The following is a 15,145-nucleotide window of genomic DNA, read 5'->3' on the forward strand; positions in this document are numbered from 1 at the left end:
CGACGTGCGGCAACAGCCGGTTGCGCGCTCTTGACCTGGAGCGCGCTTCAGGGGATAACCTTGCATGCAGTAAAAGAAATCAAGTGGGTGCTTGGCTGCAGCAAGGTTCGACTGCACCCAAGCCTCAACTGCCACCCCGCGCGAACACCGCCGCCTCGTGCGCGACGTCCGTCCACCCAAAGCCCTCACGCGTGCCCGCCAACGAACAACGCCAACCCACCAACCCGTCGCATGCGCGCCGGCCGATGCACGGGCACGCCCGAGCCTTCAACCCCACAAGGAGTCCCCCATGTCCCAACGCAACGTCACCAAGCTCGAAAAGCCCGCAGTCAAACGCACACTGCGGCGCTTTTGGGAGGTCACCCGCATGAAGCCGGGCGCCGCGGCGCTCGCCGTGTTCACCTCCGTCGCCTACGTGGCGCTCCTCATCTTCGTGAACACCTGGGTGATGGGCCTCATCGTGGACCGCGTGCAGGCCTCACCCGTCGCGCCCGACCAGGTTTGGGAGGTCTTCGGGCCCTATATCCTGGCGCTGCTGCTGGTGAACTTCGTAGGCCAGGTCTGTTCCAAGCTGCAGGACTACGCCGTTTACAAGCTGCAGATCAACGGCAACTACCATCTGGCGCGCCTGTGCTTCGACACGCTCTCCAACCAGTCCATGACCTTCCACACCAGCCGATTCGGCGGCGCGCTCGTGAGCCAGACGAGCATGTTCATGAGCGGCTATACCCAGATGGTCGACGTGGTGGTCTACTCGCTCATCCCCACCATCGCCAGCACCGCCTGCACCTTCATCGCGCTCGCCCCGGCCGTGCCCGCCTACGCCGCCGCGCTCGCCGTCATGCTCGTGGTGTACGTAATCGTGGCCACCCGTATGTACCAGCGCATCCTGCCGCTTTCCGCCGCCACCGCCAAGGCGCAGAACCGCCTTTCGGGCGTGCTCTCCGACGCCGTGACCAACATCCTGGCGGTCAAGACCTGCGGGCGCGAGGACTTCGAGCGCGAGCTGTTCGACGAGGCCGACCTCGCCGCCATGCAGGCAGAGAGCCGCTCCATGCGCGCGACCATGCAGCGCGGCTTCACCACGAGCGGCATCATCACCGTCATCATGCTCATCGTGTCGATCTTCGTGGCGGGCGGCAACGCGTGGTTCGGCATCTCGAGCGGCATGCTCGTCATGATGTTCTCCTACACTTACCAGCTGTCTATGCGCTTCAACTACATCAACTCGATGATGCAGCGCATGAACCGCGCCATCGGCGATGCGAGCGAGATGGCGCGAATCCTGGACGAGCCGCGCCTGGTAGAGGACGCGCCCGGTGCCCCGGAACTCGCGGTGCGCGAGGGCGCCATCGACTTCGAGCACCTGGGGTTCGCCTATGCGGACACCGCCGAGGACGACCGGGTCTTCACCGACCTGAACCTCCATATTCCCGCCGGTCAGCGCGTGGGACTGGTGGGGCGCTCCGGCTCGGGCAAGACAACCCTCACTAAGCTGCTGCTGCGCCTGTCCGATGTGCAGGACGGCCACGTGTACGTGGACGGCCAGGATATCTCGGCATGCACGCAGCAGAGCCTGCGCCGGCAGATCGCCTACGTCCCACAAGAGGCGTTGCTGTTCCACCGCTCCATCCGCGAGAACATCGCCTACGGGCGGCCCGAAGCGAGCGAGGAGGAGATCCTGCGCGCCGCCGAGCTGGCCAACGCGCGCGAGTTCATCGACCGCCTGCCCGCCGGCCTCGACACCCTCGTGGGCGAGCGCGGCGTCAAGCTCTCAGGCGGGCAGCGCCAGCGCATCGCCATCGCGCGCGCCATCCTCACCGACGCCCCCATCTTGGTGCTTGACGAGGCCACAAGCGCCCTGGACTCCGAAAGTGAGGCGCTCGTGCAGGAGGCGCTCGAGAACCTCATGCGCGGTCGCACCTCGATCGTGGTGGCGCACCGCCTCTCCACCGTGGCGGCACTCGACCGCATCGTGGTGTTGGCAAACGGCGAGATCGTCGAGGATGGCACGCATGCCGAGCTTACGGCGGCAGGCGGCGAGTACGCGGCGCTCTGGGACCGCCAAACGGGCGCGTTTTTAGACGGCAAGTAGCCGGTGGACAGCACGGCGAGAAGGACGGCGCGCCGAATTCGTATGCACAGCTTGCAAATGCGCGGATAAATCTGCAACGTGCGCGTAAAACGAAAACACAGACCAACAAAACCGCAGGTAAGGAAAGAGCGGAATCAACCTGTATTCCACTCTTTCTAAAATTATCCGCGCATTTGCAACCTGTCGCCCCGGCAAGACACGACCTTGATCGCCTGAACCCCTTCAACCCTTGCCTTGGCGGCGCTTTCAAAACAAAATGAAGCCACCTATCGCAATCCACGCGCCGAGGGAGGCCAAAATGGGGGCTCGAATTCTCATCGTCGAGGACGATGCGGACATCAACGAGATCATCGCCGTGCACCTCGCGCGGCAGGGGCACACCTGCACGCAAGCGTACTCAGGGACCGAAGGCATCATGCGGCTGGGAGGCGACCTGGCGAGCGCCAGTGAAGCAGCCACCCCGACGGACGAAAAGCGCGACGCTCCGCCCTTCGACCTGATCATCTGCGACCTCATGCTTCCCGGAGCCACAGGCGAGGAGCTCATCGCGGCGGTGCGCGAGCGCGACCCCGAGCTGCCGGTAATCGTCATCTCCGCGCGAACCTCCACCACCGACCGCGTCGATCTGCTCAAGCTCGGCGCGGACGACTACCTCACCAAACCTTTCGACCTCGATGAGCTCGCCGCCCGCGTGGAGGTGCAACTGAGGCACCACTTGCTGCGGGGGCGCCAGGCGGCCGTGCGTGACGCCTCCCTGTCCGACCAGGACGCGGGCGGCAATGAGCACGCACAAGAAACCTTGGCGTTCCGCGCGTGGGAGCTCAACCCCGCATCGCGTACTTTCTCCGTCGACGGCGCGGCATTGCCGCTCACGCGCATCGAATTCAACCTGCTCGAGGCCCTTATGCGCCAGCCGAAGCGCGCATGGGCCAAGCAGGACCTCTTCGAGGCCGCCTGGGGCGAGCCCTACGCCGGCGACGACAGCACCGTGACGGTCCACATGTCCAACATCCGCACCAAACTCAAACCCACCGGCACCGACGCATACATCAAGACCGTATGGGGAATCGGCTTCAAGCTGGTCGAGGAGTAGGCGCCCAACATCTTTACGCTTTCTTTAGACTTGCTTCAGACTTACTCAAGGGCTGCGGCGCATCCTAGTAATCACAAACGGTACCAAATACGCAAGGAGGCAGCCATGAACGTCCTCGAGACGCACGCGCTCACCAAGGCATACGGATCCAAGCACGCCCTCGATGCGCTCGACATGCACGTGGGCGCGGGCGACATCTACGGGTTTGTGGGCAAGAACGGCGCGGGCAAATCGACCCTCATGAAGATCGCCGCGGGGCTGATCGACCCCACCGCGGGCGAAATCGCGCTCTTCGGAACAACGCGAGCGGCCATGAACCCCTTCGATACCGAGTTCTCGCGCATCGGGGCGCTCATCGAGGACCCGGGCATCCTGCCCACCTATTCGGCGCTCGAGAACCTCATGTGCAAGGCCATCGCGCTCGGCATCCCCCATCCGCAGGACCAATGCCGCGATCTGCTCGAGCTGGTAGGCCTGGCGGACACGGACCACACCCGCGCCAAGAAGTTCTCGTTCGGCATGAAGCAGCGGTTGGGCATCGCGCTCGCACTGGTGGGCGGGCCGGACCTGCTGCTGCTCGATGAGCCGTTTAACGGCCTGGACCCTGAGGCCACGCGCGAGATGCGCAGCGCCCTCATGCGCCTCAACCGGGAGCGCGGCGTTTCCATGGTGATCTCGAGCCACGTGCTCGACCAGCTGGACCGCATGGCCACGCGCTTTGGCGTGATTCGCTCCGGCCGCATGGTGCGCGAGTTCTCCGTTGACGAGCTGCACGCCGCCTGCATGAGCTCGGTGCGCGTCAAGACGGCCGACCCCTCACGCAGCCTGGCACTGTTGGAAGAGCGCCTGCCGGGCGCGACGTTACGCATGGAGCCCGACGGCTCGATCCTCGTGTCCGGCGCAAGTGGCGTACGCCCGGCGCAGGCGAGCTTCGGCGGCGCCGCGACCGATGCGTCCGCGAGCGGCGCCCCCACCACCGAGGACGTCTCGCGCGCACTCGCCGAGGCCGGCCAGATGATCCTCGAGCTCACGCTCATCGAGCGCGACATCGAGGAGTACTTCGTCGAGCTGATGGGCGGCACCGATGAGCGCGCTTAGCGGGCTCGACAACCTCGGCATCCTTGCCGCCGTCCATTTCCCCACCTTGGGCGAGCTGACGGGCCCCATCAACGTCCTCATCGACCTCGCGCTCGCGGCGCTTCTCCTCTACATCCTTCTCGTTGCCCGGAAAGGCAGGTAACCCATATGCTCCGTCTTATTCGCTCCGACTGGTATCGCGAAACTCGCATTCGCGGGCTACGCGGCAGCTTTTGGCAGTACGCGCTTGTGCTCGCGGGCATCGCCGTGCTGGAAATCGGCCTTATGAGGTTTGGCCTCAGCGGCGGTTTTGGCGGCGCCGCAAACATCATCAACATGGCGGAGGATATGGACGTCCTCCTCTCCCCGTCCGAATACCTGGATACCTTCCTGTTCGGCAGTTACTCGATCATCGCCTTCGCCACGTCCTTCGGCATCATCGATCAGGTCTTCGTCGACCTCACCGACGGCTTTGGCAAGACCCTGGTGTCGAGCACGCGCGGCCGCCTCACGTATTTTGCCGAGAAGGTGCTGTTCGCCGGCACGTGGAGCGCCGCGTTCACGCTGCTGTTCGGCGCGCTCTCGCTCGGCGGGTTCGCCCTGTTCGTCATGATCCCCTTTGGCCTGACGTTCTCCGCGCTCGACTCGATCGGCGGATTTATTCTGTGGAACCTGCTGGCTTGGCTCGCCTCGTGGGTCGCGAGCGTGGTGCCGCTCGCCGTGGCACTGCTCACGCGCAACAAGCTCGTTGCCTATGGTCTGATCATCGGCGTGCTGTTCGGATGGATTCCGCTGCTGTTGCAGGGCATGGCGTACTCGGCAGGCGGCATCCTCAAGGTGCTGCAGCCCATCGCTCCGGCACTCTTGGCTCTCTCCTCCTGGATGCCGAGCACCGTGCTCCACACGCTCACCTACGGCGCGGGTGGCCTCTTCGCCGCAGCCGGGATGCCCGGCACCGACGCGTTGCCCACCTGGAGCTGGATGCTCGGCACCTGCCTGATTTGGCTCATCCTCGCCAGCGGCGCCTGGATCGCCGCCGGCCGCAAGCGCGGGGTGTAACGGACTGCGAGCGCGAAAGCCGCTGCTCGCCGAAACGCCCGCGAGCCGCGCAAGCACCGCGACGCCCTCAATCCAACCATCGCTCCCCACGCGCCCACACGGCACGCGGGGAGCTTGTAGAATTCTAGAAACCATCCGCCATGAGAGGGAGGCGCACATGCCCACGGGAGCGCTCATCGTCCTCGTCTTGCTGCTCGGCATCGCCGCGGGGCTTTTGCTCGGCGTTACCCTGTACGCGCTTGAGCTGCGTCGCCTGTCGCACAACCTGCGCGAGCGCGATGCGGCGAGCAACGCCCGCTTGAGCTTAAACGCACGGCCGCGGGAGCTGCCCGCCCTCGTGGACGCCATCAACGCCGAACTTGACCGCAGCGCCCAGACACGCGTTGCCGCCATGCGCTCCCAACAGGAATTCCAGCGCGACCTCTCCGCCCTCTCACACGATATCCGCACGCCCCTCGCCGGCGCGAAGGGCTACCTGCAACTTGCCTGCGAGGAGACGGATTCACACCTGCGCGAGCAGCGGCTCGAAGCCGCCATCGAACGTATCGATCGCACATCCGAGCTCCTCGACGCCCTCTTCTCCTACACCAAGGCAAGTGACCCCGACCTCGCACTCGACATGCGCCCCCTGGACATACGTGAGGTGGTTGAGCGCTGCCTCATCGGGCACTACCCCGAGTTCGAGGCACTCGGCTGGGAACCGCGCGTCGAAGGGGCCGAAACCGCCGTCACCATCGACGCCGATCGGGAGGCGTTGGGCCGCATTATCGAGAACCTTGTGGTGAATGCGCTGCGTCACGGCTCCGACGCGCCCACGATACGTCTGGGATGCAGCTGCGCCCCCGGAACGGTCCTCGCCATCTCCAATCCCGTCGAAGACCCCCAGGCCATCGATCCCACCCAGCTCTTCGACCGGTTCTACCGCGCAGATGCGGCGCGCCAAGGACAGGGGTCGGGCCTCGGACTGGCCACGGCGGCAAAGCTCGCCCGCGCCATGGCCCTCGACCTGCAAGCGCATATTGAGGACCAGACGCTCACCATCGAAATCGTCACCCGGCGCTAAGACAAATTATGTGTGGCGCTGAGATTACAGACGACAAGGTTGCTCCCCCTGCACTTGGCCTGTCATTAGCGACATTGATGCCTCGCGGCCACGATCGAGTATGGGTCCGCGGTACAGACAGGTCGGCATTTGGGCGCTAACGAAAGTCGGACTGGCAATACGACGGTCCAGCAAAGCTATTTATACTTTCCCTGGAACAGTTCCCCATGCCGCCCCATCCTCACAAACCTGATAGAAGGATTCGTTTTATGGGGCTTGTAAAGCACCAGCACGTCAACGGCTCCATCCGATAGATGAAAGTCGATATGCCCATTATAGTTTCCACCAGCATTAACGAGCTCGTGAGCACCATACTCTGCGGGTAGAGCACCATCCGATGCAAGCAATTCGAGGGCGCGACTCAATTCACGGGTCACAGCAGGCCATTCCCGTTTCACACGTCGATAATCTTCCTTAAAAGCGGGCTCAAACTTCAACTCATACATAGGCTACTCGCCATCGAGCCAGCTCATTGCCTCGTTTGCCGTACTGAAGGAGACGGCGTCATCATCGATGATCCCGAGCTCTTTGGCCTCCGCTGCGATCATGGCGCGGCGCGTGTGCTCAGAAGGCTCCTCCGCCGTAGGAAGAATCTCAAACGGAATACGCCTTTGATTGATGAGCTGCTTCACTGCCAAATTGAGGTAGCCATTGAACGTAAGTCCCATCGATTTAAGGAGATCGGTCGCCTCGCTCTTATCGGCCTCCTCGAAGCGCGTGGTTGAAGCCGTAACCATAATGCCTCCTCATACCTAGATGAACTCTGGCGTATTCATAATAGCATTGGTGTCAATACGTTTCAGATTGCTATCCATGTACTTCCTTTCTCATTCATATACCACCTCAGAGAATCCCAAAGCAAACGGCCGCACACCCGAAAGACCGACCCGAATGGGAAGTCATTCCAGATGCGCGGCCGTCTATCAAGCGGCGTTCACGCAGCCAGCCGTTTTACTTACGCCACCTGATGGCGGCTCCACGCAAACCATGCCACCGGGACGCCCACGACCATGAGCGCGCAATACACGAGCGCCGCCATGCCGATGAGGTCGATCACGATCGGACCCAGCGGATAGGAGAACAGCTCCGCGAACACGACGAAGGGAGACTGGATGTTTCCCATGGGAAACAGCGTGAAAATGTGGTTCAGCAGCCCAGAACCGCCTGTGGGCAGCATGCCGCTCACGAACAGGATCGCCACGTCGGTCACGATGATGGCGAGCGTCGAGGACAGGCACGCCGAAAGCGCGAGCGTGAAGGCGACCATACCGATCGTGATCAGGTAGAAGATGCCGATGAACATCGCGCACGCCTGGACCATGGTGAGCGAATACGGCGAGATGAGCGCGTAATTTTGGATGGGAAGCGCCGCGCCCTCCGCCCCGTAGAACACGAGCGACACGCCGCAGATGATCGCCGCCCCGACCACGAACAGCGCCGTGGTATACAGGAGCGCCACGAGGAGTTTGGCCGCCACGAGCCTGCCGCGTCCATAGCGGGCGGAAAGCAGCACGGCGTCGGTGCCATCGCGATACTCGCCGGCGAACAGGGGCGTCACCGTCACGCATGCGGCAAAGGCCACGAGCACCAAAAACGCGCCGCAATCGAGGATGTTGTCCCAACCGCCGGCCCAACCGTAGGCCAAAGGCTCGGAAACGCCCGCCTCCTTTTCGGTCCAATAGGCACGCTCGGCATCGCTGTACACCCACCTACCGTCCATGCCCTCGTCGAGCGTCGTTTGCAGGCTGTCGGCCAGCGCGCCGTAGAAATCAAGCGCCATCTCGGGAGTGACGCGTGAGGCGTACTGGTAGGGTTCCTGACCGCTGACTGCCCAGGGCTTGAGGATGGTCACATAGTACGGGTCGTAAAGCTCCAAGCGCGTCGCCTCATCATAGGCGTCCGCCGTCGCCTCGTACGCGGCCGCACCGGACATCTCCGCCAGTTCCTCGGGGTCGAGCTTCTCGTAGGCGATGTCCTGGTAATGCGCGATATCGGCGGCAACTCGCTCGGGCGTGAGCTCGCCGGCATGGACCTCGGCGACCTCCCGACGGTGCGCAATCGCCGCCGGACCCGAGAGAATCTCGCCGATATTGCCCTCCGTCTTGGCCTGAACGACATTGAGCGTCATGACGACAAGCAGCATCGCGATCACGCCGAGGTTCACCGCCACCGCCACGCGGCGGGTGAGCATCTTCTTGAGTTCGAACTTGATCAGGCTACGCATTGCGGCCACCTCCAAAATGGGAACCCCGACGACCGGATACGCGGTTCGCACGCGAGCCGCCACCCCGCCCCGCCGATGCGGATGAGGTGCCCGATACGCCCGCGTCGCTCGTCGCGCCCGAGCCACCCGTCACGCCCGGGGCATCTATCGCGCTCGCATTTCCCGTCTCATCAAACACACGCAGATACAGGTCCTCGAGTGTCGGTGCCACGGGCGTTGCCGCAAGCTCGGGAGCCGGGGCGCCGTCGGACAAGAAGCGCACCAGCGCCGTGCCATCGTCCGCGTAATGCACGTTCACCACCGACAGGCGCTCGGCGAGCGCGTCAGCCTCGCGCACGGGCACGCGCGCCTGCCACACACAGCCCTCGATACCGCGGACCACCTCGGCCGGGCTGCCCTGCATGATGAACGAACCCGCTCGCATCATGAGGATGCTGTCGGCGATGTACTCGACGTCAGACACGATATGCGTGGACAGCAGGACCACCTTATTGGTGGCGAAACTCGCAATCAGATTGCGGAAACGCACGCGCTCCTTGGGGTCGAGGCCCGCCGTGGGCTCGTCGAGCACGAGCACCGCGGGGTCGTTGAGTACCGCTTGGGCGATACCGAGCCGCTGCTTCATGCCGCCCGAGAACGTGCGGATGCGCCGACGCTCCTCGCCGGCAAGTCCCACGCGGTCGAGCAGCTCAAGCGAGCGTCCGCGCGCCTCGCGGGCATCGATGCCCTTGAGCGCTGCCATGTACTCCATGAAATCGAGCGCCGTGAACTCCGGGTAATAGCCGAAGTCCTGCGGCAGGTAGCCCAGGCGGGCGCGGTACGCCTCGCCCAGCTCCGCGATGGAGCGGCCATCCAAGCGAACCTCGCCGGAGGTCGGACGAAGAATGCCGCAGATCATGCGCATGATGGTCGTCTTGCCGGCACCGTTCGCGCCGAGCAGGCCGTACACGCCGGGGCGCAGGCGCGCGCTCACCCGGTCGACGGCGATCTTCGCCTCGTATTGCTTAGTCAGCCGGTCAAGCTCAAGTTCCATGACCGTCCCCTTTCGTTGGGTCGTTTTTTCGAATGACGAGATAGATGAATAGCGGGATGGATGGATGGATGACGTGATGGATGCATGGCGAGATGTCCAAGGATTGCGAGCATGGTGCGAGATGTGGATTTGCCTGGCAGGCCTGTGCCAAAAGACGGACGCCATGCCGTGCACCAGAAGACAAGGGCCGCAGGCGTAGCCGTATGGCACTTGGATGACGCGCCCACCATGCACATACCGCGCACCGACGCGCATCAAGCAAGCCTCCGAGCGATCAGAGCCATGTCGCATTGCCAGACACGTGCCAAGCTCCGTCAGCCCAACCGCTAGCGTTAAGCAGACACCGCGCTTGCGCGCTGACAAGATACGCGTGGGCGCAAACCCCTTTACGCGCGGCTCGCCTGCGCGCCCGCCACGAAGCCGCTCGCGCTGGCGACGATCCACGCCCGCACCTCGACGGATAGCCACGCGGCCGAGCCCACGCACGCAAGAGCCCACAACCAAAGCGCCGTAGACGCGTATGCCCCCGGTGCAGCCTGATAGAACACGACGGAAATCGCCACGACTCCGGCCGACCACGCAACCGCCGCCGTGCGCGCATCGCAGCTCGCCACGCGTCGAGCGCACGTGAGCCCTCCCGCGCATGTGACCAGATACGGCGCACCCATCCACAGCAGGCAACGTAAGGCGTCAACGCCGGCGGCACCCAGCGAGCAGCCGGCAACCGCCAAGATCGCGACACTCCCCATGCCCATCGCGAACATGCGCGCCAGCACCACCGCGACGGCGTTGAAGCGACACGAGCTCTCGAGTTCCGCCATGCCGAACCCACGCGACCGCATGACGTTTGCCAGGCAGATGAGTGCCAGCAACGAACCGGCGGCGGAGAACAGCTGCGGAAGCGCATGGGTGCCGAGCACGTTCGCCCCCGCCGCCACGATCAACGCCACGCCGGCGAGACCCGCCCACGTAGAACGCGGGATAAAGCGCAGTTGCGCGCGGGCAAAGGACCGTATCAACGCACGGTCATCCACCGGCGCACCCCGCATCTGCTCGACTTCGCGTTCGCACGCACTCACGCACGCTGCGATGAGGTCATCGCGCGCATCGCCCTGGGACGCGCGCAGCTCATCGCGCTCCGCTGCGTACAACGCGCGCACATCGCACTCGAGCGATCGGGGGCCGTCGCCCGAGTCGGGCGCATCGCCCGCCTCAAGCGCTTTGTCATCGCACGCGCATGTCCCATCAGAGCTCCGCCTCAGGGGCACATCCCCTTTGCAGCGTCCGCGGCGATCGGACTGAAACTCCTCGGAACCCTCGAACCGTGAGTCGTCCTCGGTCTTTGCACGACTCTCCGCACCTCGATGAGCCCTTGCTACCATGATTCCTCCCCTCCTACATCCATCTGCGCACGCAGCGCCGCGAGCGCCGCGTCTACGCGCCTTCGCGCGGCGAATCGGCTGATCCCCAGCACGCGCGCGATGTCCACCAGCTTGAGCTCCTGATCGAACCGCAACTCAAGCACCTCCCGCATGTCCGCCGACAACGAGGCGAGTGCGCGGCGCAAGGCAACCGCCTCGCCGATGGCCTCGCCATAGGCCCCGCCGGGATTCCTCGGGCTCTCGGGAGCCGCAAGCACGTCCTCGGCCGGCAGCTCCACGCACGACCGCGGTCGCGCACGGTCGAAATCGATGCAGACGTTGCGCGCGATGGTAAGCAGATACGCGAGCGGTTTGCCCGCATCGCGATATCGATCGGCCGTGCGCACGAATCGCAAGAAGACCTCTTGCGTGGCGTCTTGCGCCTCATCGATGGTTTGCGTGTGCCGACGGCAGTACACGAGCACGTCGTCGTAATGAGTCTCGACCACACGCTTCACATCCACTTGGCCGAGGCCGCGGGCCCTAAAAGCCACGCACATCACCTCCTTTCGCCCTCTATAACGGAGCGGATTCCCGCAATGAGCGCCTACACACAGTTTCTTCACAGTCTGACAAAGCGGTCCTGCTCGAAAAGGCAACCCGACCCGGCAAAGCAACCATGCCCGTCAAGGTAACCATGCCCGGCGGCGCAACCCAGCCCGTCACGACAGGGCGGTCTGAAAAGGCAACGCAACCCGGCAGCGCAAGCGCCCCGCCGTCCGTTTCGGCACCGATGCCCCTCGTCGCATGCGCAAAGGGTCGCATAACTGGAAAAACTTCTCGAAAGTGAGAAGTTTTTCCAGTTATGCGACCCTTTTGCAAGCAGCGCAACTCGAACGGGGCCGGGCGAAACCGGCCCAACACACGGTCCGGTCCCCAGCGCACAGCCCGGCCCAACACACGGTCCGGTCCCCAGCGCACAGCCCGGCCCAACACACGGTTCGGCCCCCGGCACGGCTCCCAGCACGCACCCCGGTCCCCGGCACGCACCCCAGCCGCTACTCCACCAGCCCTCGCAGGTAGGAGATCTCCTGCGCGTACCCAGCCAAATCGTCGTGAGGCGTCTCCAAAATGAACGGCAAATCGCGAAGTGCCGGGTGCGTCACAATGGCGCGCAGCACATGCTCGCCGCCGCCCAACTCGGGATTGCCCAGATAGCCGCCGCCGATGACCTCGTGACGGTCCTTGTGGGCACCGCAGGGATTCTTGGAGTCGTTGATGTGCACGGCTTTGAGGCGATCGAGTCCCACCACGCGGTCGAACTCGGCCAGAACGCCGTCAAGGTCGTGCACGATGTCGTACCCGCCGTCGGAAACATGACAGGTATCCAGGCACACGCCGAGCATGTCGCTCGCCGCAAGCTCGGGCCGTCGCGCGGCCACCCCCTCGATGATGCGCGCGAGCTCCTCGAAGGTCCGGCCCACCTCGGTGCCCTTACCCGCCATCGTCTCGAGCAGCACACACGTGCACTGCCCCTCGAACATCACCTGGCACAAGGTGTCGACGATGAGCTCGATGCCGGTGTCGACCCCCTGCCCCACGTGCGCCCCGGGATGAAAGTTGTAGTACTGCCCCGGCAACGCCTCCATGCGCTGCAGGTCCTCGGCCATCGCCTCGAGTGCGAACTCGCGCGCCCGCTCCTTGGCCGAGCACGGGTTGTACGTGTAGGGCGCGTGCGCCACCAAACGGCCGAACCCATCCTCATCCAGAATGCGTTGCAGTCCCGCCACATCATCGAGGTCGAGCGGCTTGGCGTTGCCGCCGCGTGGGTTACGCGTGAAAAAGGCGAAGGTGTTCGCGCCGATGGACCGCGCGGTCTCGCCCATGGCGGCGTAGCCCTTGGTGGTGGATAGATGACAGCCGATGGTCAGCATAGACCCTCCTGAAATGTTCGATGGGCAGGTGAGAGGCATTGGACGGGCAGAAATGAGGCAGACAGAAGAATTGACTGGGCAGGTGTGGGCGGGCAAACGAATTGACTGGGCGGGTATGGTCAGACAGACAAATTGGACGGACAAACTTGGGCCGGCAGGCGCGATTGAGCCGCTGTAAACACCCTCCACCCAAACCGTCCGCCCACGCTGCGCCGGCTGCCCCTACTCAAACTCGATATCCCCATGCGCAGAACCCAAACCTTCCGCCAAACTGCGCCGGCCGCTCCCAGTCTGCCATTGGAGCCCGGACATTGGAACCCGGGCGATCGGCAGGGACGGCTGGCGCTTAACAGGCCATGGGAACGGGGCGCTATAGGCAAGAGGGCCAACGTTGAAATCCGGTGCGAATTGCAAAAGACGACGAAAGCAGCCACCAGGGGCGCACCGCGGGACCTTGAGCGAACAAACCTACGCGATGCCCTCTCAGGCCACAGCGTCCTCCGGCTCGACCAGGCCGCCGGCGGGGAGCTCCGTCTTCTCATCGCCGCGCACGAGCACGACCCCCGTGACCTCGGGCGCGTCGTCGGTGGTCAGCACAAACTGGTACAAGGTGAAATCCATCGTGGTGGGCGTGCCCTCCTCGGGCTGAACCATGGTCAACGTGAGGACGCCATCGGCGAACTCGACGCTCTCGACCGCGGGCTCGGGAATGGAGGAGCCGGCGACCTGCACCTGAACCGAACCGTCCTCGTGCTGAGTCCAGCAGTCTCCGGGATTGGCAGAGCCCTCCTCGCCCTCGATGTTCATGAACGGGGCCTCGGCGTCGAGCCGCGCCTCCCAAGCACCGGAAACCGAGGCAGGCGTGGACGATGCAGAACCAGCCGCCTGCGAGCCGGACGGCATGGACCCGGCAGGCGTACCGGACGTGCAGCCGGCAAACAGCAGGGTCGCGGCGGCGGCAAGAACGCAACGGCGGGTGAGATGGAGTTCGCGTCTCATGGGAATCCCTTCATCGGTGAATGACATGATGATTGTGCCCCATAGCACCCAAGGCGAACGCCTCTTCGCAATCAGCACAGAACAAGGCATCGCGTTGACAGACGATACAGGCTCCGAACGGACGGCCGAGACGCCGGCGGACGGCCGAGACGCCGCGGGCGCAATGAAGATGCGTAACAAACGGTCAAGGGGCCGGGCGAGCGTCCAAATCGCCGTGCGGGCGATGGAAGCACCTGATGGGTGGTCAAGGTGCCAGATGGGCAGTTAGGGCCAGGCAGACATATAGTCACGGCTCCAAACCGGCGAGCAACCAAGGCAATGAGACATCGGGCAGGCGCTCAACGCGTCAAACGGGCAAGTTCTACTCCTCCGCAATGCGCACGCCCAGCAGCGTCGCCAAAGACAACGCCTGCTCGGGGCTCACGACAAGCCCGCGCAGCTCACGATAATCACCCGAGAGCACGGGCGCTTGGAAAAGGCAGGTGGAGACGTCGATGCCCGCAAGGGACGTGCCGAACACGTCGATGCGCGTCAGGTCGCAATCGGCCAAAGAGACGTGTCGAAGCTTCGCGCGCTGGAAAGCCGCCTCGCGCATGCGGCAATCGCGCAAAGCCATATGGTCGATCGACGTCTCCGATATGTTCGCAAACGACAAATCGCACGCCGCCGCGCTGACTTGCGACAGACGCGCTTGCAGCAAGCTCAACCCCGGAGCGGAGCAGTCGCGCAGGTCGACACGGTTGAGCCACCCTTTATCCATCGTGCAGCCAATGAAGCGGCACTGCTCAAAGCGGACATCGCGAAAGGTGCAGTCGCCAAAATCCACCTGCTCGAACAGGCAATCGCGAAAGACCGACCCCTCGAAGGTCGCCCCATTCGCGCATTCGTACGCAAGCTCGACGTCGTCCACCAGGACGCTCGAAGCATACCCGTCGCCTTCGGAGAAGACGGCGAGCAACTCGTCGTCGCCCATGCGCGCGAGCTGCGCAGCAGGGCGGGCGAATCCGGCAGGAGCTTTTGCCCCGGCATGACTGCGACCCGCCTGCCGCTCACTACTCGTTAACCGATCTTCACACGCCATGCTGTTCACCGCTCGCCTTCCATGCGCTGCACCACCCGGCACGCGCCTCGCCCTCAGCCTCTCAACATTCCGCTCCGCTTGGCAGCA

Annotated in this window: 15 protein-coding genes; 6 read left to right on the plus strand and 9 right to left on the minus strand. The window is 64.1% G+C overall.

From position 1 onward, the window contains the following. Nucleotides 1-289: 289 nt before the first annotated feature. The 6 genes from LK434_RS04050 to LK434_RS04075 all read left to right on the plus strand — a co-directional run bounded on the left by LK434_RS04050 (nt 290) and on the right by LK434_RS04075 (nt 6,387). Nucleotides 290-2,095, plus strand: coding sequence for an ABC transporter ATP-binding protein (locus LK434_RS04050; RefSeq protein WP_006721066.1), 1,806 nt, complete (start codon nt 290-292; stop codon nt 2,093-2,095). A gap of 298 nt (nt 2,096-2,393) precedes the next feature. Beyond that, nucleotides 2,394-3,188, plus strand: coding sequence for a response regulator transcription factor (locus tag LK434_RS04055; RefSeq protein WP_040361203.1), 795 nt, complete (start codon nt 2,394-2,396; stop codon nt 3,186-3,188). A 105-nt stretch (nt 3,189-3,293) separates the two neighbouring features. Next, nucleotides 3,294-4,286 (plus strand): ABC transporter ATP-binding protein, encoded by a 993-nt coding sequence (locus LK434_RS04060; protein WP_227917849.1) that lies wholly within the window; start codon nt 3,294-3,296, stop codon nt 4,284-4,286. Continuing rightward, nucleotides 4,273-4,428: a hypothetical protein gene (locus tag LK434_RS04065; RefSeq protein ID WP_006721063.1), complete on the plus strand. Its 156-nt coding sequence runs from the start codon at nt 4,273-4,275 to the stop codon at nt 4,426-4,428. The genes LK434_RS04060 and LK434_RS04065 overlap by 14 nt, the downstream gene beginning before the upstream one ends. 5 nt (nt 4,429-4,433) lie before the next feature. Beyond that, on the plus strand, nt 4,434-5,324 hold the full coding sequence (locus tag LK434_RS04070) for a hypothetical protein (RefSeq protein WP_006721062.1): 891 nt from the start codon (nt 4,434-4,436) through the stop codon (nt 5,322-5,324). Between the two features lie 157 nt (nt 5,325-5,481). Then, nucleotides 5,482-6,387: a sensor histidine kinase gene (locus LK434_RS04075; protein ID WP_006721061.1), complete on the plus strand. Its 906-nt coding sequence runs from the start codon at nt 5,482-5,484 to the stop codon at nt 6,385-6,387. A gap of 176 nt (nt 6,388-6,563) precedes the next feature. Here LK434_RS04075 and LK434_RS04080 read toward each other — a convergent pair whose 3' ends face one another. From LK434_RS04080 to LK434_RS04120, 9 genes are all read right to left on the minus strand, one after another. Beyond that, nucleotides 6,564-6,872, minus strand: coding sequence for a type II toxin-antitoxin system RelE/ParE family toxin (locus LK434_RS04080; RefSeq protein ID WP_006721060.1), 309 nt, complete (start codon nt 6,870-6,872; stop codon nt 6,564-6,566). Between the two features lie 3 nt (nt 6,873-6,875). Further along, the gene (locus LK434_RS04085) at nt 6,876-7,163 is read right to left on the minus strand and encodes a type II toxin-antitoxin system RelB/DinJ family antitoxin (protein WP_006721059.1); all 288 of its coding nucleotides are present in this window, start codon (nt 7,161-7,163) and stop codon (nt 6,876-6,878) included. Between the two features lie 218 nt (nt 7,164-7,381). After that, complete coding sequence (locus LK434_RS04090) at nt 7,382-8,650, minus strand: ABC transporter permease (protein ID WP_006721058.1); 1,269 nt, start codon at nt 8,648-8,650, stop codon at nt 7,382-7,384. After that, nucleotides 8,643-9,683 carry an ABC transporter ATP-binding protein gene (locus LK434_RS04095; protein ID WP_006721057.1) on the minus strand — a complete coding sequence of 347 codons (1,041 nt, stop codon included), beginning with the start codon at nt 9,681-9,683 and terminating at the stop codon, nt 8,643-8,645. Before LK434_RS04095 ends, LK434_RS04090 begins: the two co-directional genes overlap by 8 nt. A gap of 386 nt (nt 9,684-10,069) precedes the next feature. Further along, the gene (locus tag LK434_RS04100; protein WP_006721054.1) at nt 10,070-11,065 is read right to left on the minus strand and encodes a hypothetical protein; all 996 of its coding nucleotides are present in this window, start codon (nt 11,063-11,065) and stop codon (nt 10,070-10,072) included. Further along, nucleotides 11,059-11,604, minus strand: coding sequence for an RNA polymerase sigma factor (locus LK434_RS04105; protein WP_006721053.1), 546 nt, complete (start codon nt 11,602-11,604; stop codon nt 11,059-11,061). The genes LK434_RS04100 and LK434_RS04105 overlap by 7 nt, the downstream gene beginning before the upstream one ends. A 498-nt stretch (nt 11,605-12,102) precedes the next feature. Continuing rightward, nucleotides 12,103-12,978, minus strand: a complete 876-nt coding sequence (locus tag LK434_RS04110) for a deoxyribonuclease IV (RefSeq protein ID WP_006721051.1) — start codon at nt 12,976-12,978, stop codon at nt 12,103-12,105. Between the two features lie 483 nt (nt 12,979-13,461). Next, entirely contained in the window at nt 13,462-13,977 is a 516-nt protein-coding gene (locus LK434_RS04115; protein WP_148334563.1) for a hypothetical protein, read from the minus strand. A 361-nt stretch (nt 13,978-14,338) separates the two neighbouring features. After that, nucleotides 14,339-14,950, minus strand: coding sequence for a pentapeptide repeat-containing protein (locus LK434_RS04120; protein WP_006721047.1), 612 nt, complete (start codon nt 14,948-14,950; stop codon nt 14,339-14,341). Nucleotides 14,951-15,145: the final 195 nt, after the last annotated feature.

It is taken from the genome of Collinsella stercoris DSM 13279 (genome assembly GCF_020735465.1).
GTDB lineage: Bacteria > Actinomycetota > Coriobacteriia > Coriobacteriales > Coriobacteriaceae > Collinsella > Collinsella stercoris.